21 protein-coding genes are annotated in these 17916 nt (G+C 33.2%); 13 read left to right on the forward strand and 8 right to left on the reverse strand.

From position 1 onward, the window contains the following. The first annotated feature begins 24 nt into the window (after positions 1 to 24). Entirely contained in the window at positions 25 to 957 is a 933-nt protein-coding gene (locus NHE85_RS14760; RefSeq protein ID WP_252812913.1) for a transglutaminase family protein, read from the forward strand. Position 958: 1 nt separating this feature from the next. On the opposite strand, the gene ung is transcribed toward NHE85_RS14760, so the two are convergent. Then, a complete protein-coding gene (ung, locus tag NHE85_RS14765) occupies positions 959 to 1624 on the reverse strand; it encodes a uracil-DNA glycosylase (protein WP_252812914.1) in 666 nt (221 codons plus the stop codon). 131 nt (positions 1625 to 1755) lie between these two features. On the opposite strand from ung, the gene NHE85_RS14770 reads away from it, so the two are divergent. Together NHE85_RS14770 and NHE85_RS14775 are read left to right on the forward strand one after the other, a co-directional pair. Next, the gene (locus NHE85_RS14770; RefSeq protein ID WP_252812915.1) at positions 1756 to 3930 is read left to right on the forward strand and encodes a DNA mismatch repair protein MutS; all 2175 of its coding nucleotides are present in this window, start codon (positions 1756 to 1758) and stop codon (positions 3928 to 3930) included. A gap of 7 nt (positions 3931 to 3937) precedes the next feature. Then, positions 3938 to 4351 carry a thiol-disulfide oxidoreductase DCC family protein gene (locus NHE85_RS14775; RefSeq protein WP_252812916.1) on the forward strand — a complete coding sequence of 138 codons (414 nt, stop codon included), beginning with the start codon at positions 3938 to 3940 and terminating at the stop codon, positions 4349 to 4351. 53 nt (positions 4352 to 4404) lie between these two features. On the opposite strand, the gene NHE85_RS14780 is transcribed toward NHE85_RS14775, so the two are convergent. The 3 genes from NHE85_RS14780 to aroC form a co-directional block, all read right to left on the reverse strand. Continuing rightward, a complete protein-coding gene (locus tag NHE85_RS14780) occupies positions 4405 to 5910 on the reverse strand; it encodes a T9SS-dependent choice-of-anchor J family protein (protein ID WP_252812917.1) in 1506 nt (501 codons plus the stop codon). Between the two features lie 124 nt (positions 5911 to 6034). Then, positions 6035 to 6889, reverse strand: a complete 855-nt coding sequence (locus tag NHE85_RS14785) for a T9SS-dependent choice-of-anchor J family protein (RefSeq protein ID WP_252812918.1) — start codon at positions 6887 to 6889, stop codon at positions 6035 to 6037. A gap of 144 nt (positions 6890 to 7033) precedes the next feature. After that, positions 7034 to 8089, reverse strand: a complete 1056-nt coding sequence (gene aroC / locus NHE85_RS14790; RefSeq protein ID WP_252812919.1) for a chorismate synthase — start codon at positions 8087 to 8089, stop codon at positions 7034 to 7036. A 151-nt stretch (positions 8090 to 8240) separates the two neighbouring features. Between aroC and NHE85_RS14795 the strand changes: the two genes are divergently transcribed. The 4 genes from NHE85_RS14795 to NHE85_RS14810 all read left to right on the forward strand — a co-directional run bounded on the left by NHE85_RS14795 (position 8241) and on the right by NHE85_RS14810 (position 10967). Next, a complete protein-coding gene (locus NHE85_RS14795) occupies positions 8241 to 9068 on the forward strand; it encodes a UDP-2,3-diacylglucosamine diphosphatase (RefSeq protein ID WP_252812920.1) in 828 nt (275 codons plus the stop codon). Positions 9069 to 9111: 43 nt separating this feature from the next. Continuing rightward, on the forward strand, positions 9112 to 9906 hold the full coding sequence (locus NHE85_RS14800; RefSeq protein ID WP_252812921.1) for a hypothetical protein: 795 nt from the start codon (positions 9112 to 9114) through the stop codon (positions 9904 to 9906). Between the two features lie 99 nt (positions 9907 to 10005). Further along, positions 10006 to 10506, forward strand: a complete 501-nt coding sequence (locus tag NHE85_RS14805; protein WP_252812922.1) for a porin family protein — start codon at positions 10006 to 10008, stop codon at positions 10504 to 10506. 62 nt (positions 10507 to 10568) lie between these two features. Next, positions 10569 to 10967, forward strand: coding sequence for a glyoxalase (locus NHE85_RS14810; protein WP_252812923.1), 399 nt, complete (start codon positions 10569 to 10571; stop codon positions 10965 to 10967). A gap of 22 nt (positions 10968 to 10989) precedes the next feature. Here the strand turns inward: NHE85_RS14810 and NHE85_RS14815 are convergent, their stop codons facing one another. The 4 genes from NHE85_RS14815 to fabG all read right to left on the reverse strand — a co-directional run bounded on the left by NHE85_RS14815 (position 10990) and on the right by fabG (position 14986). Continuing rightward, complete coding sequence (locus NHE85_RS14815; RefSeq protein ID WP_308219362.1) at positions 10990 to 11598, reverse strand: DUF2461 domain-containing protein; 609 nt, start codon at positions 11596 to 11598, stop codon at positions 10990 to 10992. Positions 11599 to 11656: 58 nt separating this feature from the next. Continuing rightward, the gene (locus NHE85_RS14820) at positions 11657 to 12088 is read right to left on the reverse strand and encodes an META domain-containing protein (protein WP_252812924.1); all 432 of its coding nucleotides are present in this window, start codon (positions 12086 to 12088) and stop codon (positions 11657 to 11659) included. Positions 12089 to 12168: 80 nt separating this feature from the next. Continuing rightward, complete coding sequence (locus NHE85_RS14825; protein ID WP_252812925.1) at positions 12169 to 14196, reverse strand: hypothetical protein; 2028 nt, start codon at positions 14194 to 14196, stop codon at positions 12169 to 12171. A 43-nt stretch (positions 14197 to 14239) separates the two neighbouring features. Beyond that, positions 14240 to 14986: a 3-oxoacyl-[acyl-carrier-protein] reductase gene (gene fabG / locus NHE85_RS14830; protein ID WP_252812926.1), complete on the reverse strand. Its 747-nt coding sequence runs from the start codon at positions 14984 to 14986 to the stop codon at positions 14240 to 14242. A gap of 133 nt (positions 14987 to 15119) precedes the next feature. Between fabG and NHE85_RS14835 the strand changes: the two genes are divergently transcribed. The 6 genes from NHE85_RS14835 (at position 15120) to NHE85_RS14860 (ending at position 17898) form a co-directional block, all read left to right on the forward strand. After that, positions 15120 to 15482, forward strand: a complete 363-nt coding sequence (locus tag NHE85_RS14835; protein ID WP_252812927.1) for a VOC family protein — start codon at positions 15120 to 15122, stop codon at positions 15480 to 15482. Between the two features lie 2 nt (positions 15483 to 15484). Beyond that, positions 15485 to 16027, forward strand: a complete 543-nt coding sequence (locus NHE85_RS14840; protein ID WP_252812928.1) for a GNAT family N-acetyltransferase — start codon at positions 15485 to 15487, stop codon at positions 16025 to 16027. Between the two features lie 159 nt (positions 16028 to 16186). Beyond that, positions 16187 to 16414 (forward strand): hypothetical protein, encoded by a 228-nt coding sequence (locus tag NHE85_RS14845; protein WP_252812929.1) that lies wholly within the window; start codon positions 16187 to 16189, stop codon positions 16412 to 16414. Between the two features lie 246 nt (positions 16415 to 16660). After that, positions 16661 to 16945, forward strand: coding sequence for a hypothetical protein (locus NHE85_RS14850; protein ID WP_252812930.1), 285 nt, complete (start codon positions 16661 to 16663; stop codon positions 16943 to 16945). A gap of 82 nt (positions 16946 to 17027) precedes the next feature. Next, positions 17028 to 17465 carry a DUF6146 family protein gene (locus NHE85_RS14855; protein WP_252812931.1) on the forward strand — a complete coding sequence of 146 codons (438 nt, stop codon included), beginning with the start codon at positions 17028 to 17030 and terminating at the stop codon, positions 17463 to 17465. 115 nt (positions 17466 to 17580) lie between these two features. Then, complete coding sequence (locus NHE85_RS14860) at positions 17581 to 17898, forward strand: DUF6787 family protein (RefSeq protein ID WP_252812932.1); 318 nt, start codon at positions 17581 to 17583, stop codon at positions 17896 to 17898. The last annotated feature ends 18 nt before the right edge of the window (positions 17899 to 17916 follow it).

Genomic DNA, 17916 nt, shown 5'->3' on the forward strand with positions numbered 1-17916 from the left:
ACACTGTGTTTTATTTAATGCATAATGATAAAACTGGATTCGACCACTATAAAAAACTTTAAAGCTAAGCTTCAAATTAAGGAGCCGTGGGCATCTATTATCATTTTTGTACTTAATATATTAATTGCAATACCACTTTTTATCATAATTCACCAAAATCTAAAGGATCCTGAATGGCCGTTACATATCGACAGAATTCTCATTTTTATAGTACTTGTAGTAATTATTCAATTAATACTAAGGCTTTTAAAAACAATTCTTATAATTTGTATCTTTCTTTACCTAATGGCTTTGCTCTATGGCTCTGTTTTTGGCAATTATGGCTTTAATGCCGTTTTTGAAGACTATCGGTCGATGATTTATACGATGGCAGATGATGCTAACCCACAAGATATAATTATATCTAAATTATTGCCATTTCCTAATAAATCTAAAACTATTGATGCTGTTGAGTATGATAACCCTAAAGTGAGAAATTTTGCTTTGATGGCAACTACAAAATATTTTAGGGATATTAAAGGCTATAAAAAACAACGGTTAATGATTCAGTGCTTTGCTGTTTTCAAAGAAATAAGAAACCGATGGAATTATGTTAACGATCCTAAAGGTAAAGAATACATAGCCTTTGCAAGCGAATCACTTCAGCATTTTTCGGGTGACTGTGATGACCATGCTATACTTATGGCCGCCTGTATAAGAGCCATAGGCGGAACGCCGAGAATAATACATACCGGAGGACACTTATATCCTGAAATGCTTGTGGGCACAAAAGCAGATTTGGAAACCGCAAATTACTTAATTAAAGAGTTGCTTTTTCCTAATGAAAGCCGCGGTAAAGAGGTTCATTATCATATTGATGAACGGGGCCAGATATGGCTAAATCTTGATTATACCGCTACTTACCCGGGAGGGCCATTTATGAGTGAAGAAATTTTAGGAGCCCTTACATTTAATTAATTTACCAGTCTATCTGTTTTTTGCCTTTCTGAGCAAGAAATTCATTTGCTTTACTAAAATGTCTATTACCAAACCAATGCCCTTTATTTGCACTTAAAGGTGATGGGTGTCCTGATTCCAGTACTAAATGCTTGTTTCTGTCTACTCTGGCTCCTTTCTTTTTTGCTGCTCCTCCCCATAGCATAAACACAACATCTTTCTTTTCGTCTGATATTTTTTGAATAACTGCATCGGTAAAAATTTCCCACCCTTTACCCTGATGACTATTCGCTTCACCTTTTCTAACTGTAAGTACAGCATTTAAAAGCAATACTCCCTGATTTGCCCAACGTTCAAGATTACCTGTTTGAGGAAATGGTTTGCCAAGATCAGTTTGTATTTCGCGAAAAATATTTTGAAGTGACGGGGGCATTGGGATGCCATCACTCACTGAAAAACATAATCCGTTAGCCTGCCCCTCACCGTGATAAGGATCCTGTCCTAATATTACCACTTCAACATTGTCAAAAGGGCAATGATCAAATGCTGAAAATATTTTTTTACCAGGTGGATAACATGTACGATGAGAATATTCACTTTTTACAAAATCTATCAGGCTGCTGAAATAAGGCTTTTCAAATTCATCTTTTAGCATTTCCTTCCATGAAGATTCAATATTTACCTGCATATAACATTCTTTTTAGCAAATATAATCAATGCATATAAATACAGATATAAAGCTCATTTAAACTTTATATAATGTATATACAACCCTGCAAAATATATAGTATTTTTGTATAAAAATCGCTATTAACTATAATGATCGCCATAACAGATAAAACTTTAAAAGATTTAGAATTCCACACCGTTCTTGAAGCTGTAGCTTCAGGCTGTACTACAGAACCGGGTCATCAAAAAGCTTTACAAATCATCCCTTTTAAAAGTAAAGATGAATTGATGGATTCTCTTTTACAAACGTCAGAATATGTATCTTCTTTTGATAATAATAATGCCCTGCCCAACCATAGTTTTGAGCCTATAAGCAATGAGGTGAAATTTTTAGCTATAGAAGACAGCTATCTGGAAGCTTCAGCATTCAGGAAAATTGCGGTTTTATCTGAAACAGTAAATACGCTTATAAAATTTCTTGAGAAATTTGATGACTACTATCCTACTCTTAACTCCAGAGCGACAAAAGTAGAATATACTAAGGAAATCCTTAAAAACATTGACAAAGTAGTAGATAAATATGGCGAAATAAAAGATGATGCTTCTCCTGATTTGCAAAACATCAGAAGGGAGATGAATTTGGTAAAAACTAAAATTAATCAAAGCTTTGCTTCAGCATTAAGTCAGTATAACGGCTTAGGTTATCTTGATGATATTAAGGAAAGTGTTGTTGAAAACAGAAGGGTTCTTGCTGTACTGGCTATGTACAGACGTAAAGTGAAAGGTTCAATATTAGGAAGCTCTAAAACAGGAAGTATTACCTACATAGAGCCTGAAGCAACATTAAATTATTCTCGTGAGCTCAATAATTTTGAGTATGAGGAAAAAGAAGAAATAAAACGTATTTTACTTCAATTGAGCAACATAATACGCCCTTATGTATCTCTTTTAAATGATTATCAGGAATTTTTAAGTGATATAGATGTTGTGGCGGCTAAAGCAAAATATGCAAAAAGGATAAACGGGCTTTTGCCTAATATAACTGAAGAAAAGCGTCTATATTTCAGAGAGGCTTTTCATCCTATTTTATATGTTAACAATAAAAGGAAAGGAGAAACTACTTATCCCCAAACTATAGAGCTAACTCAGGATAACAGAATTATAGTAATTTCCGGCCCTAATGCCGGCGGTAAAAGTATAACATTAAAGACAATAGGCCTTTTACAGCTAATGCTTGAAAGTGGGTTGCTTATTCCTGTACATGAACGTAGTGAAACGTTTTTATTTGATCGCATAATGACTGATATTGGAGATAATCAATCAATTGAAAATCATTTAAGTACTTATAGTTACCGACTTAAAAATATGAACTATTTTCTGAAGAAATGCAATCAGAAAACTTTGTTTTTAATTGATGAATTTGGTACGGGCTCCGATCCTGAATTAGGAGGTGCTTTGGCTGAAACTTTTCTTGAAGAATTTTATCACAGGGAAGCTTTTGGTATTATTACAACACATTATACTAATCTTAAAATATTAGCCAACGAGCTCCCCTATGCAACTAATGCAAATATGCTTTTTGATGAAAAGTCACTCGAACCAATGTATAAACTTATATTAGGGCAGGCAGGTAGTTCATTTACATTTGAAGTGGCCCAAAAAAATGGTATCCCTTATGGATTGATAAACAGAGCTAAAAAGAAAATTGAAGGAAGTAAAGTTCGCTTTGATAAAACTATTGCAACATTACAGAAAGAACGTTCTAAACTTGAAAAAACTTCGCAAAACCTTAAAGAAGAAGAAAGTAAAGCTCGTGAAGAAGGCAAAAAAATGGAAAGCATCAATACAAAAATTCAACAAAAGCTGGAAAGTTACCAGGAATTATATGATGCAAACCAACGCCTAATTTATATGGGACAAAAACTTGATGATATAAGCGAAAAATATTTTAGTAATAAAAACAAAAAAGAGCTTATAGGGGAATTCCTTAAAATGGTTGAAATAGAAAATTCTAAACGTAAAAAGGCAACACCAAAAGAAAAAAAGGAAAAAGAAGTTCAGCAAAAACAGATAATTGCAGAAGTAAAAGAAAAAGTTGAAGAAATTCGCAAAGAGAAGAAAGAGAAAAAACTTAAAGCATTAAAACTGGAAGCTGAAAAACCTAAAATACCACTTAAAATTGGTGACAGGGTGAGAATGATCGATGGTAAAGCTGTAGGTACTCTTGATGCAATTGAAAAAAAGAAAGCCACTGTAAATTATGGCCTTTTCACTTCTAAAGTTGATATTGAATCTCTCGAGCTAGTAGAAGCTAAAAAGAAATAAACTTAAAATGGAAAACCTACCAAAAGATAAAAAAATAATATTATTTGACGGTGTCTGCAATTTATGTGATGCTACTGTACAATATATTATCAAACATGATAAAGAAGATGTTTTCCGTTTTGTTGCTTTACAATCAGAATTAGGCCAGGAAATTATTAAGCATATTGGTGTTGATACTTCAAAAACAGACTCAATTATTTTATATGAACAGGGACATGCTTATTATTACAAAGCCGAAGCTGCTTTAAAAATTGCCGGTAAACTGGGAGGAATATATACTTTACTATCTGTATTTTCGATATTCCCTAACTGGATTTCTAATAAAATTTATGATTACGTAGCCAAAAATCGTTATAAATGGTACGGTAAAAAGGATGCGTGCATGATTCCTACTCCTGAAATTAAATCGAAGTTTTTATAAATCTATAAATAAGAAAAGCCCCATAAAGGGGCTTTTTTTTAAAAATATATGTCTTAATTTTTTATAACTTTCTTAATTACCTTACCATTATCGGAAGATATAGTCATCATGTAAACTCCTGAAGCAAGGTCTGAGATATTGATTTCTGCATTAGAAACACCATCTAAAGTAAATGATTTTACAGTGCGTCCATTTAGATCAGTAACAGCTATAGTATCGATCAAAATGTTTTCTGAATTATTAATATTCAAAACACCATCGGTAGGATTTGGAGAAACTTTCAATTTTGAAATTAATTCTTCGTTAAGTCCTGCTGAAACATCCACACTGAAATTATCGAGGGCAAGTACACCATAATTAGTTTCAATATGCGCCGGAGCTGTATAATTAAAAGCAATATAATAAACTCCGGTTTCAGGTACATCAAAAGTATGAGATTGCATAACATATTGTTCTTCTGAATAGTCATTTAATGTCGCAATGACGGTGCTTTGTCCTTCTACAGTAGCTTCAGTTCCAATAGTAACGGTTAAATTGTTAACATTTCCCGCGCCTTCTAAAGCAAACTTTTTAAGATAATAACTCACATTGTAATTTGTCCCTCCTGAAAGGTTTAATCCTCTTGAAAACAACCATGCGTCAGATGCCGCATCATACGCACCTGCAGTAGCATAAAAGTCACCTTCATAAGCATTCACAAATTCATCACTTCCTTCCACCGACCATGGACTGCCGCTAGCCGCATTGAATAATGACCATCCATCGCCTGTTTCGTCTTCAAACCCAAAGGCATATGGTATAGATGCAGGAGCTACCGGAGAAGTAAAATTAATAGGGCCTATCCATTCACTATAATTATCTTCATCACATACAGTTCTAACATAAAATGCATAATCAGTATTGCCTGTTAATGGTGATAATGTAACTTGTGGAGCAGTAAGATCTTGTATTAACGTTCCTTCTGTTTCAGGATCAAAAGCAGATTCACCCCATAATATTTCATAACCTTGAGGTGAATTTATTGCAGGATTCCATTCTATAGTAACTTCAGTAGATGTTGGTGTGCCCACAAAAGCGAATCCGCCAGTAACAGGAAAACAGCTAAGAGCAGTAAAACTCACTTCAACCTGAAAGCCTAAATCATTCCAGTTATTATCAAAAGCAATATAATATGTCTCTCCTGCTAAAACCTGAAATTCAAAATTTGTAAGATAGTTTCCTGTTTCAAAATCTACGTCATCAGAAAACATCCAACAAGTAAGTTCATCACAAGTTCCGGTATACACCGAAACCCTGGTATCATCACTATATGTTTCACCATCATTTGCAGCAAGATCGGTGTTTATCCTAACCGCACCATTTTCTGTTGCAGAAAAGTAGTACCAGTTTGCAGCATCTGCAGAATCGGGAGCAAAACAATTGTCGGTATAAGAACCTGTAATATCCCCTACAGTTGTTGTGCCAATTGAAATTTCTAAAGCAGTATCACAAGAAGATTGAGCTTTAACCGTTAAAAAGGAACCTAAAAAGAAAGCTCCTAAAAGTAGATTTTTTTTCATGATTTGTATTTTTTAGGTTTGCATTTACTCAAAGCTAGTAATAAAAAATACCAATCCGATTTACTTTAACAAAAAAAAAGCAGACCATAATGGTCTGCCTTAGTTATAATATCTTAAAAACTAATTAGTTTTTTACGATTTTTTTAGTTGTAGTACCTTTATCTGAAGCAATAGTCATCATATAAACTCCAGAAGCAAGATCAGATACATTTACCTGAGCTTCAGAAACACCGTTGAATTTTACAGCTTTAACTGTACGACCGTTAAGGTCAACAATAGTGATGTTATTAACAAGAGTGTCAGCAGTAATATTTACTAAACCATTATTAACTGGGTTAGGGAATACAGAAAGGTTAGCGATAGTGTTATCATTAACACCGGCAGTGTTACCAGTCGTCACTTCAACATCATCAAGTACTAAATATAATTCATCAGTAGATTGATAATGCCTAAAAACAACTCTTACAGACTCACCAACATTATCAGAAATAACGAAGTTTTTAGATACGGCATTAGGTCCAGCCAAAGTTTCTTCAATCTTTGCTTCTCCTAAACCATTTATTAAATCTGCTATTGTATTTCCTTCTGCAGAGAAAAATTCATCCGTTACAACATACACAGCATAATGCTCAGCGAAATACTCGTCATTAAGACCACCAACTTTGAAAGATACAGTAGCGCCTTCAGCAGGTACTTCAAAAGCTTGAGTTACAAACATGTTATCAGGAGTAAGTGCACCAGCATCATCACTATAGGACGCAGAAAAAGCAAATCCTCCATCAAAACCATATGCAGTAGATGCATCAACAGCAGTTGTCTGAACGCCCCAATTATCAGTATCTCCATCTGCGTCTATTAAATACCAATCTCCTAAAGTAGCCTCATCAGCAACGCTAAAGTCTACACTAAAAATTGTTTGTGCCTGTGCGGCGAAAAAAGAAGCCAATACAAAGGCTCCGGCAAGTAATTGTTTTTTCATGATGATAAATAGTTTTTAATTTTTTCCAAAAATAGGAAAAGTTTTCAGATTATAAACAAACAAAACCTACAAAATTTACAAAAAAGATATTTTTTTCTTTATTACACTATATTAAGTTATTGAAAATTAAGCTTTCAACTAAATTCAAATATCACTAAGTAAATATAGATCAGCAATTACTAATGCAGCCATTGCTTCAACTATTGGTACAGCTCTTGGTACTACGCAAGGGTCATGTCTTCCTTTTCCCTGCATTTCTACAATATGACCTTTATTATCTATAGTCAGTTGTTTTTGCATAATAGTAGCCACCGGCTTAAATGCGACTCTGAAATAAATATCCATTCCGTTGCTTATTCCGCCTTGTATTCCGCCGGAAAGATTAGATTTTGTTGAACCATCAGGATTAAATAAATCGTTATGTTCACTTCCTCTCATTTTGGCACCACAAAATCCACTGCCATACTCAAATCCTTTTACAGCGTTAATAGAAAGCATTGCCTTACCAAGTTCTGCATGCAATTTATCAAACACAGGTTCACCTAAACCAACAGGCACATTTTTAATTACGCAGGTTATAGTTCCTCCTACCGTATCACCTTCCTTACGAATCTGTTTTATATACTCTTCCATTTTTTTTGCAGTTGCAGGATCCGGGCAGCGAACGTCATTAGTTTCGATTAATGAAAAATCTAACGCCTGATAAGGCTTATCTATAAATATTTCTCCAACTGAAGACACAAAAGCATTAATGCTAATGTCAGGAATTACTTGTTTTGCTATGGCTCCTCCCACTACCCTGCTTATAGTTTCCCTTGCAGAACTCCTGCCACCGCCCCTGTAATCCCTAATACCATATTTTTTATCATATGTGTAATCTGCATGGGAGGGCCTGTAGGTGTCTTTTATATGAGAATAATCATCCGATTTCTGATTAGTGTTCGGAACTGTAAAGCCTATCGGAGTTCCTGTTGTAACACCTTCAAAAATACCTGAAAGAAATTCAACCTTGTCAGATTCTTTTCTCTGCGTAACAATAGCAGACTGCCCAGGCCTTCTTCTGTCAAGCTCTGTCTGTATAGCTTCCATATCTAGGGTTATACCCGGAGGGCAACCATCTATCACTCCACCTATGGCTGTTCCGTGTGATTCGCCAAAGGTTGTGAGTCTGAATATTTTTCCAAATGTATTTCCTGCCATCGAGAGTGTTTTTAACAAAAGTAAGATGTTCCTTTATATTAAGGAAATAAAACATATTAAAACAATCTACTCAACAGAATCATTTTAATAACATTGTCATAAACATACGTTTATATATAAGCTCTTAATTTGCAGAAGAAAAAACACTCTGATGAAAAAAAGGAATGTTGATCTTGTAGTCTTATCAGATATACATTTAGGGACATATGGCTGCCATGCTAAGGAAGTCCTTAACTATCTGTCTTCCATCAAGCCCAAAACTCTTATACTTAACGGTGATATTATTGATATATGGCAGTTCAGAAAATCTTATTTTCCTAAATCACATTTAAAAGTAGTTAAGAAATTACTTGATTTTGCTTCAAAAGGGACTAAGGTTTACTACATAACAGGAAATCACGATGAAATGCTGCGTAAATTCAGCGGTACCTCTATGGGGAATTTTTCTATAGTAGATAAAGTATTGTTAGAATTAGATGGCAAAAAAGCGTGGTTTTTTCATGGCGATGTTTTTGATAGTTCTGTACACCATGCTAAATGGATAGCGAAGTTAGGCGGAATTGGCTATGATTACCTAATACTCCTTAACAGATTTGTAAACTGGTTACTTAAAAAAATGGGCAAAGAACCGTACTCATTATCTAAAAAAATAAAATCAAGCGTAAAAAAAGCAGTTAAATTTATCTCTGACTTTGAAGAAACCGCTTCAGACCTTGCTATAGAAAACAATTATGATTATGTAATTTGCGGGCATATACATGAACCTATAATAACTACCAGGGAAAATAAAAAAGGTAGTGTTATGTATCTTAATTCTGGCGACTGGATAGAAAATCTTACGGCTTTAGAATACAATAAAAAGAAATGGAAGCTTTACAGGCATGAAGAAATAAACACTGTAGTTGAAGACGATTATTTTGAGCTTGAAACAAAACTAAGTGAACAGCTTGTTACTACAATGCTGTTTACAAATAAATAAGTTTGATTTAAAATTGTTAGATTAGCGCAAAATCCTAACTAACATGAAAAACAATTATTTATTATTAATTTTTAGCCTTTTAATTATTTCCTGTTCCAGTGATGACAGTAATGGAGATAATAATACTTCTACGGGTTCTTTTATACCGACAACACAAGGAAATTACTGGGTATATGATGTACAAAGTAATATTTTAAGCGGCAGAGATTCTTTGTATATGTCAAATGATACTATTATTAACAACTTGGTATATCAAAAATTAAAAACGAAACAATTACCTTACGGTTTTCTGTCTAATGCTCTTAATAATAATGGTATCAGGCAGGCTGATGGTAAAATTTATCTTTCAGGGTCTGCCGGATTAAACTTTTCTCAGGATTTACCTTTTAATCTTTCTGTAAATGACTTTGTGATTTTTGATGAAAATGCCTCAGACAATACTCAGCTTGCAACAATTTCCGGGACTATAAATCAGGAAATAGAAGGATATACGCTAACTTTAAATTACAATCTGACTTCTACTTCAAAACCTTCTATAGAAAACTTTATTTCAGGCAACAACCAATACAATATTGTAAAACCAGTTGAAATTACTCTTAATCTGGGAATTGATGTTACTGTTCAATTGCCCGAAATCCCCATTCCATTCACTTATCCTTTAATGCCGCAGCAAAATGTAGTTGTTTCAACACAATATTATGCCCAGGGTATCGGTGCAGTAAAAACAATTACAGACCTATTCTATAATCTGGCACAATTGCCTAATATTGAATTACCTATACCACAATCAGGAACAGAACACCAGGAAGAAATACTGGTTGACTACAGCGTAGAATAATTTCTTTAACATAATGATAACTGTTAAAAAATTAACGTTCAATTATCCTTACCAAAGAGAGATGTTAATTTTGAAAGCAAATAACCTAATAAATCATTTATGAAAAAAGTATTGTTATCAGCTTTCTTGCTAATAGGTTTAGCATTTAGCTCGCAGGCACAGGAAAAAAATGCTATAGGTCTTCGTTTAGGAGACAATGATGGCTTTGGAGGAGAAGTATCTTACCAGCGCAGACTAAGTACAGACAACAGATTAGAACTTGACTTAGGATGGCGTGATTCTGACTATTATGATGCTGTAAAAATTGCTGCCTTATATCAATGGGTATGGAATATTGAAGGTGGATTTAACTGGTATGCAGGTGTTGGTGGTGGTGTAGGAACATGGGATTTTAACGATCGTGTACCTAACTATTATCATGGAGATGATGATAGCGGAACTTTTCTTTTTGCTGCCGGTGATATAGGTATAGAATATAATTTTGATTTTCCTTTACAATTATCATTAGATTTCAGACCTGAACTTTATTTTGGAGATGATGATTTCCGTGAAAATAATTTCGGACCGGATATTGCACTTGGTGTCCGTTTCAGATTCTAAAATATTTTACTTTAAAAACCCTGTTTTCTTACAGGGTTTTTTCTTATCTTTAAAATAAAAACATGAACCAACGCGACCCAAAAATACTTTCCATCCGTGGTGAAGCATTAGGAGAAATCCACCCTCAATCCTCTCAGGAAGAAACCTTTCAAAACAAAACAATACGCCCCATATTAAAGCTTCAGAATGATTTGTTTGTAGAGTCATTCATTAATTATGTAAACAAATCAAAAAGCGATTTTTATTCTTTTAATATTGATAAGAAATTAAATTTTATAGACAATGCAGTACATAAAGATATAAAGTTTAGAAATGCGTTAAAAGGGATGGTAATTGCCTTTTTTACAATTGAGGAATTCAGGGAGTACATTCAAAACTCATCAAATCTTAATAAACGTATGATGAACCTGCTTATAGAAAGATTAAAAGATCAGGTTCAGCTTATGATTAAAACAGAATAAATAAAGAGGTGTGTAAACCTCTTTATTCTATAATGCTTTCTCCATTTAAATTCGTAGTGAGCACATCGCTCATATAATCAAAGTACGGACGCATAGCCACAAAAGTTGCAAGTATTTCATCTTTAAAACTTTTATCAAGTACTTGTTTATCTGAGAACCTTCTCACTATTAAAAACTGTTTTTTACGTATAAGATCTATCGCTTTATGGTTTTTATCAAAATCTTTAGGAGCGGTCTTTAATTCTTCACCCTTAATATCTCCAAAGTATTTTTTAAAATCAGAAGCGTTTATGATAGATCGTATCTCACTATCATCAAGTTCAAATTCTTTACGAATGCGCTTCAGATCATCCGGGTTAGGCTGCCAAAAACCTCCTTCTACAAAGCTGTTGCCGGGTTCTATATGCAAATAATAGCTTCCTCTATAAAAAGGTTTTGTACGGGAATACCATGCGCTTAAATATTTTTTATAAGGGGATTTATCTTTTGAAAAACGGATATCTCTATAAATTCTGTAAATCTGGATATTTTCTATTGAATCCTGTTTTTGAAGATCAGTACCAATCTCATTAAAAAAATTTTTAGTGATGCTTTCTATAGTCCTAAACTCTTCTTTATTATCAGCAAACATTCTCTATTATTGTTTTTATCAAGCTGTACTAAAAAATCCAATACCGGTTTTGTAATCATTACTCTCCTTTTTTGGGCATAAAAACCAAAAGTTCTTTATCACCATTCAATAAAATAAGTTTATTGTTTGAAATTTTTGCTTTGTTTACCTCTCCCAAAGCTTTCATATATTCACCTTCTCCATTCCCGGGACAAAACATTTTGGTAGAAATCATCATTCCAAAACTCAGATTACCCTTTTCATCCAGTGTATAGGGGCCACTATAGCTATTACATCCGCCATTACCGCTAATTCTGTTCTCTGTTGTAAAAGTAGCGTCAGGCACTCCTTTAGCATCATCAGAAGCTGTAATTTCTTTGCCCATAATATTTGTTAATTGCCAGGCTGAGGCAGTTATAGCTTCTTTAGATATTGCTGTTTGTGATGTTTTGCAACCGGACATAGTTACCATAATTAAAATAACACTAAAAGAATACAGTATTTTTTTCATACAATTTATTTTTTGAATTACATCAAATTTAAAGACTATTAGGCCTTTAAACTATTATTTATAAAAAATTTAAGGATAGATTAAAGTAAGCCGTTGTATTTTCTTGTAAACCACTCAAAAGCAAGCGATATAGATAAGATTATAAGAAGCCACATCCAGTCGATTAAAGGCGATTTCTTTGTAATCTCTTTTTGAACAGCTTTGTAATCTTCATTTTTAAGGAGAGTATCAATAAGTTTATCTGTATTATCTGCGTAGTAAACTGCACCATTTGTATTAGTAGCAACTTGCTGTAAGCGTTTCATATCAGGATTAACAAATTGTTTTTCTATTTCAAAATCTAAAACCTCAAACGAACCTGTATAGCTTGTTTTAGAGGCGTTTTCATTGACTACAATAGAATATACTCCCGGTTCAAGTCCATCGAGATTAACCTTATATTCTCCATTACCCTTTAAGAAATCATAAGTCTTTAATGAATTTGTCTTTTTATTTTTTAATTGGATTGTCAGCCTGGCATTTTCATCAAATTCATAATTCTTATTAAAATATTGTGCAGTAATGGGAATTACCTCTCCTGAATTATAAAAACTTTCATGATTGACAACAAGTGATTTACGCTTCGAATTTGATGCAAGATATTGTATGATCTTATCAATAAACACATCAAATTGTTCAAATGATTTATTGTTAAGATTACTTTCCATTCTCCATTTCCAAATATTCTCACCCAGGATGTATGCTTCACGAGTTGCTCCATTTTCGGTGAAAAATAATAAAGGACTATCTATTTTTACATTTCTTATACGTGCCTGAAGAAGTGTATTTATATTTGTTTTTACAGTAATAGTACCAAATGGATTTTGTAATGGTGGAAATTGCTCAAAACCAATATTATCTATAGCGAAAGAGTTAAACCCTGATTCGAAATCTGCAAGATAATCCTCTTTCTGAGATGTCATCTTAAAGTTTAAAATATTTTGAGTTTGGTTTAATACATTAAAATCAGTGCTTAGCCCTGTTATAGTTAAAGTATTTAATCCTGCATTTTTATTTTTCTCAAGCAGTGATTTAAATGAACTGTCCGGCTGGTACAAAATCAACACGTTATAGTCCTGAAGGTTTTTAACTTCATTGGGTTTAAGTATAGTAACCTTACGTTGTTGATTTGTTTCTATAGCACGCTTAATAGCCCCAAGGTCAGGATGGTTTATTGAAGAAATAAGGGCAACTTCAGAACGCTGATCTATAATTTCTACTGCAAAGTTTTTTAAATTGTTATATTTATTTTTCTCAGCTTCAGAAGAAGTTATTACAGCCCTGTAAGTTTGTACTCCTACCTTATCTGCGTTTAGCAGAACAGAAACAGATGCCGCCTTTTTATCTTTAGAAAAATTAATGTTTTGCTTATGCAGTACAGTATTCCCCTGCATGATATTAAATACTCCATTTACATTTTTATTTCCGCTATATTGTAGAAAAACTTCTACCGGAAATTTGTTTTTTAAGAAGGCATACTTATTTACATTTACCTGATTTACCCGGAGATCTGTAAATGTTGTTGTATCACCCAATATAATCGGATATACCGAAGTATTTTCACGGAAACTGTAAACATAGTCGTTACCTATAGTCTGATTGCCATCAGTAATCAATACAACAGGGTAATTAGTATTTCTGTATAATTGTTTAAGATTTTGGGCAACCTGATCGATATGAGTTTGTTTACCTTTAAATTCTAAAGTTCTAGCGCTTTCAAAACCATCAGAAAAACTATACAGCTGAACTTCATATTTATCTTTAAGCTCTTTATTTGAAGATATTTTTTCAGAAAGTTCTGTAGCTATTTTATCGACTCCTAATTCTCTTATTGATTGTGAATTATCTACAACAACAGGAAGTGGTGTTTTAACTGTATCTAAATCTTTTGTTGTAATTACAGGATTAATAAGCAACAAAAAAATAGAAAACAAAGTGATAAAACGAAGAAAAGCCAAAAAGAAGAATAACCTGCCCTTCTTTTTGGCTTTAAATAAATATTGATAATAAGATAACCCTAACGCTGCAAATGCAGATAATACTAACAATAAAATTGTAGATGCAGTCATTTTAAATTATCGGGTATTTATAATTATTATATTATTTCCTGGATTAAGTGAGCATACCTCCATCCACATTAAGTGTCTGGCCTGTTACATAGGCAGACATGTCTGATGCCAGGAAAAGACAGGCATTAGCCACGTCTTCTGTAGTACCGCCTCTCTTTAGAGGAATATTTTCCGCCCATCCTTTTACAACATCTTCAGGTAGCTTAGCTGTCATTTCAGTTTCAATGAAACCAGGAGCTATAGCATTGCAGCGGATATTTCTTGAACCTAATTCCAAAGCTATTGATTTAGTAAAACCAAGAACTCCGGCTTTAGATGCAGCATAGTTAGACTGTCCTGCATTTCCTTTAACTCCTACTACAGAACTCATATTTATAATTGAGCCTGAACGCTGTTTAAGCATTGGACGCTGAACAGCTTTTGTCATATTGAAAACTGATTTAAGATTTACTTCGATTACTTTATCGAAATCTTCTTCAGAAATACGCATTAAAAGATTGTCTTTGGTAATTCCTGCATTATTGATAAGGATATCAATTGTTCCAAAGGCAGCAAGAACATCATCTACAAGCTTTTGAGCTTCATTAAAATTGGCAGCGTCAGACTGGTAACCTTTAGCCTGTACACCATATTCTTTTAGCTCATTCTCAAGCGATTTTGCAGCCTCTGCAGAAGCGCTGTAAGTAAAAGCAACATTGGCACCATGTTTAGCAAAAACAACAGCAATGCCACGGCCTATACCTCTGCTCGCACCGGTAATAATAGCCGTTTTTCCTTCTAATAGTTTCATAGATTTGTTTCAGTTTGTTTCTTTACAAAGTGACAAATATAGTAAATTGTTTGGGGTTTAAAATGACACCTTTTTTGTTTTTGCCTTAATTATCTTAACTACTTTTGTAATATACAAACATAAACCCTTAAGCATGAAAACAATACTGGGACTAAGAACTGTTGGCTACAAAGTTAATGACATTAAAAAAGCAAAGGAATGGTATGCCAGAGCTTTTAATACAGAACCTTATTTTGATGAACCTTTTTATGTAGGTTTTAATGTTGCAGGTTATGAACTTGGTTTACAGCCTGATGATTCTGTCAAAGGAGATAACGTTGTAACTTACTGGGGTGTAGAAAATATAAATACTGAATATGAGAGGTTTCTTAATCTTGGTGCTACGCCACATGAGATGCCTCAAAATGTAGGAGGTGAAATAATGGTAGCTTCAGTAAAAGATCCCTGGGATAATATTATCGGACTAATTTATAATCCTGAATTTAAACTGCCTTAAAAATGAAAATACAGCCTGTAACACATTTTACAAAAGACGGTAAAGAGATTATTATCAGAGAGGCGACTGAAGATGACGCAAAATCTCTTATTGAATTAAAAAAGGGATATTTAAAAAATACTACAAGTATTCCGTTGTATGAGTGTGAATACAAAAACAATGTACAAATGGAAAAAGAATGGATACAGAAATTTATTACTGAATATAACAGCCTTTTATTGTTAGCTGAATATAACGACAGACTTATTGGAAATTTAGATCTTACAGGCAACCAGCGTAAAAAACTTTTTCATACCGGAATGATTGGTATGGGCATAGCTTATGAATGGCAGAACAAACAAATAGGCAGTTTATTATTAGAAAGTGCTATGAAATGGGCAATAAACAAGTCACAGTTAAGTATTATATGGCTGGAAGTATACAGTACAAATACAGCCGGACGAAAACTTTATGAAAAATTCGGATTTGAACAATGTGGTATTATCAAGAACTTTTTTGAAGAAGATAATCCGGCGGATAAAATAATTATGGTCAGGCACATTTAATGATTGTATTAATTTTAATAAGGATTATATAAAATTTCATACTTCTATTATAAATTTTTGTTTCAATAAAAGCCTTCAAAATTTCATTACAAGAAATCTCCTTTTCATTTCAAAAGAAGCTTTTATTTATTAAAATTTTGCTAAATAACCCTGGCAGAAATGTGGTTATTCGTAAATTCAGCCTACAAAACAATTGATAATTTAAAAGCCATGAAAAAAAACATTAATTTTAAAAGTAAGGACGACATGAAACTCTTTAAATTTTTATTAGCAGCTATGGCCGGATTCGGTTTAGTAAAAATCTTCGGATATATTACCGAAGCAGAATTAGATGAAGAAGGTGAATTTGATATGCATGATGAAGATGAATATCCATTATTTGTTTAATTGCCTGTTAAATTCTTAAAATACCTGCACCTCTCCCATAAGGTGCTTCAGCTGTTTATGCTTCTTATTACCCATACTATTTTTAACAAATTACTCCCTCTTCTCTCCTTTATAATTAATTAAAAGTTAAATCATAAAACTTTAAGAGAACCTTAGTAAACCTTCTGTTTATCAATGATTAACTTAGTAATGAAATAAAAAACGATTAAAATTAATCAATAATTAAATCATTAAAAAGTAAAAGCTATGAGTAACAAAAAAGTAATTTTAGGAGTTGCAGCAGGAGTTGCAGCCTTAGCAGTAGTAGGAATTATTCTTAAAAGAAGAGGCCATTTAGACGGTATTATTAGTAAGGCAGAAGAATTTGGTAGTGATATTGCAGATAAATACTCAAACATTAAGGAATCTGCACGCAAAAAATTCGATGAAGTAGTAGAAAAAGGTGGTGAAATTGCAGATAAAATGAAATCTCATAACGAAACTACTGCCCAAAAAGCTATAACAGGCACTAAACCTACAGCAACAGCTTAATTAATAGGTATTTATACATATAAAGGCGCTCACATTATTTGTCGGGCGCCTTTTATTGTTTAAATTTATAAGCAAAAAGTGTATGAAGACATATATTATAATAATCGCAGCAATGTTATGTATCATTGTTGGCTGTGGCAGGGCCTCTTCTCTACCTAACAATAATCAAGATAATAACAAGTTACTTGCAGTAAATGACACCGTACGTATTGCAAATGATTCACTTGAATATGAAATTATAATTATAGATCCAGGATTTAATAGCTGGCTGGTATCACGTGCCCGGCCGAGAGGTTATTACAATCAACCCTATCTTGAAAATAAAAACAGACTTTGGGTAATGGAATGGAATACACGCGTAATGAGCCCTCAACGATTTGGTGATATGTATCAAATGACAATTGATTACAGCCCCAGAATTGATTATGGTTATGAAGTAAATTACTTACTTTATAATTACCTTGTTTACTTTCAGGTAACTAACCGACAGAAGTTCGGAGGTATAGTTCCTCAGTTCTAGATCTTTTTGGCTAAAATGAACCAGTTTTATAATTTGGAATAATTTTAAATAAAGAAGTTAAAAGATTGCGCTGCAATAGTAAAACCAATATATTTGTGCTACTTTATTAACCGGAATGGGAAATCTTAAACAACGCTGGGGCATAACCAGCAACTTTCAGTTTGTTGTTATATTTATTGTGTTTGCTATTACAGGCTCCACATCTGCCTATCTGTCAAAACCAATATTAGCATGGATAGGTATTACTAAGCAATCGGTTTCACCCTGGTTTTATTATCCTTTATATATAATTCTCATTTTCCCTGTTTATCAGATACTTTTAGTATCAATTGGATTCCTTTTCGGACAATTCAAATTCTTTTGGCGGTTTGAAAAAAAAATGCTCAAATCTTTAGGATTAGGTTTTCTCTTTAAAACAGAAAAGCCCTCATAAATGAGAGCTTTTGTTTGC

The sequence above is a fragment of the Flavobacterium sp. NRK1 genome, from assembly GCF_024054175.1.
Classification (GTDB): Bacteria; Bacteroidota; Bacteroidia; order Flavobacteriales; family Flavobacteriaceae; genus Flavobacterium.

Coding starts and splice junctions, on each gene's coding strand:
- NHE85_RS14760 (WP_252812913.1), top strand. CDS start 25: ATGATAAAACTGGATTCGACCACTATAAAAAACTTTAAAGCTAAGCTT.
- ung (WP_252812914.1), bottom strand. CDS start 1,624: ATGCAGGTAAATATTGAATCTTCATGGAAGGAAATGCTAAAAGATGAA.
- NHE85_RS14770 (WP_252812915.1), top strand. CDS start 1,756: ATGATCGCCATAACAGATAAAACTTTAAAAGATTTAGAATTCCACACC.
- NHE85_RS14775 (WP_252812916.1), top strand. CDS start 3,938: ATGGAAAACCTACCAAAAGATAAAAAAATAATATTATTTGACGGTGTC.
- NHE85_RS14780 (WP_252812917.1), bottom strand. CDS start 5,910: ATGAAAAAAAATCTACTTTTAGGAGCTTTCTTTTTAGGTTCCTTTTTA.
- NHE85_RS14785 (WP_252812918.1), bottom strand. CDS start 6,889: ATGAAAAAACAATTACTTGCCGGAGCCTTTGTATTGGCTTCTTTTTTC.
- aroC (WP_252812919.1), bottom strand. CDS start 8,089: ATGGCAGGAAATACATTTGGAAAAATATTCAGACTCACAACCTTTGGC.
- NHE85_RS14795 (WP_252812920.1), top strand. CDS start 8,241: ATGAAAAAAAGGAATGTTGATCTTGTAGTCTTATCAGATATACATTTA.
- NHE85_RS14800 (WP_252812921.1), top strand. CDS start 9,112: ATGAAAAACAATTATTTATTATTAATTTTTAGCCTTTTAATTATTTCC.
- NHE85_RS14805 (WP_252812922.1), top strand. CDS start 10,006: ATGAAAAAAGTATTGTTATCAGCTTTCTTGCTAATAGGTTTAGCATTT.
- NHE85_RS14810 (WP_252812923.1), top strand. CDS start 10,569: ATGAACCAACGCGACCCAAAAATACTTTCCATCCGTGGTGAAGCATTA.
- NHE85_RS14815 (WP_308219362.1), bottom strand. CDS start 11,598: ATGTTTGCTGATAATAAAGAAGAGTTTAGGACTATAGAAAGCATCACT.
- NHE85_RS14820 (WP_252812924.1), bottom strand. CDS start 12,088: ATGAAAAAAATACTGTATTCTTTTAGTGTTATTTTAATTATGGTAACT.
- NHE85_RS14825 (WP_252812925.1), bottom strand. CDS start 14,196: ATGACTGCATCTACAATTTTATTGTTAGTATTATCTGCATTTGCAGCG.
- fabG (WP_252812926.1), bottom strand. CDS start 14,986: ATGAAACTATTAGAAGGAAAAACGGCTATTATTACCGGTGCGAGCAGA.
- NHE85_RS14835 (WP_252812927.1), top strand. CDS start 15,120: ATGAAAACAATACTGGGACTAAGAACTGTTGGCTACAAAGTTAATGAC.
- NHE85_RS14840 (WP_252812928.1), top strand. CDS start 15,485: ATGAAAATACAGCCTGTAACACATTTTACAAAAGACGGTAAAGAGATT.
- NHE85_RS14845 (WP_252812929.1), top strand. CDS start 16,187: ATGTGGTTATTCGTAAATTCAGCCTACAAAACAATTGATAATTTAAAA.
- NHE85_RS14850 (WP_252812930.1), top strand. CDS start 16,661: ATGAGTAACAAAAAAGTAATTTTAGGAGTTGCAGCAGGAGTTGCAGCC.
- NHE85_RS14855 (WP_252812931.1), top strand. CDS start 17,028: ATGAAGACATATATTATAATAATCGCAGCAATGTTATGTATCATTGTT.
- NHE85_RS14860 (WP_252812932.1), top strand. CDS start 17,581: ATGGGAAATCTTAAACAACGCTGGGGCATAACCAGCAACTTTCAGTTT.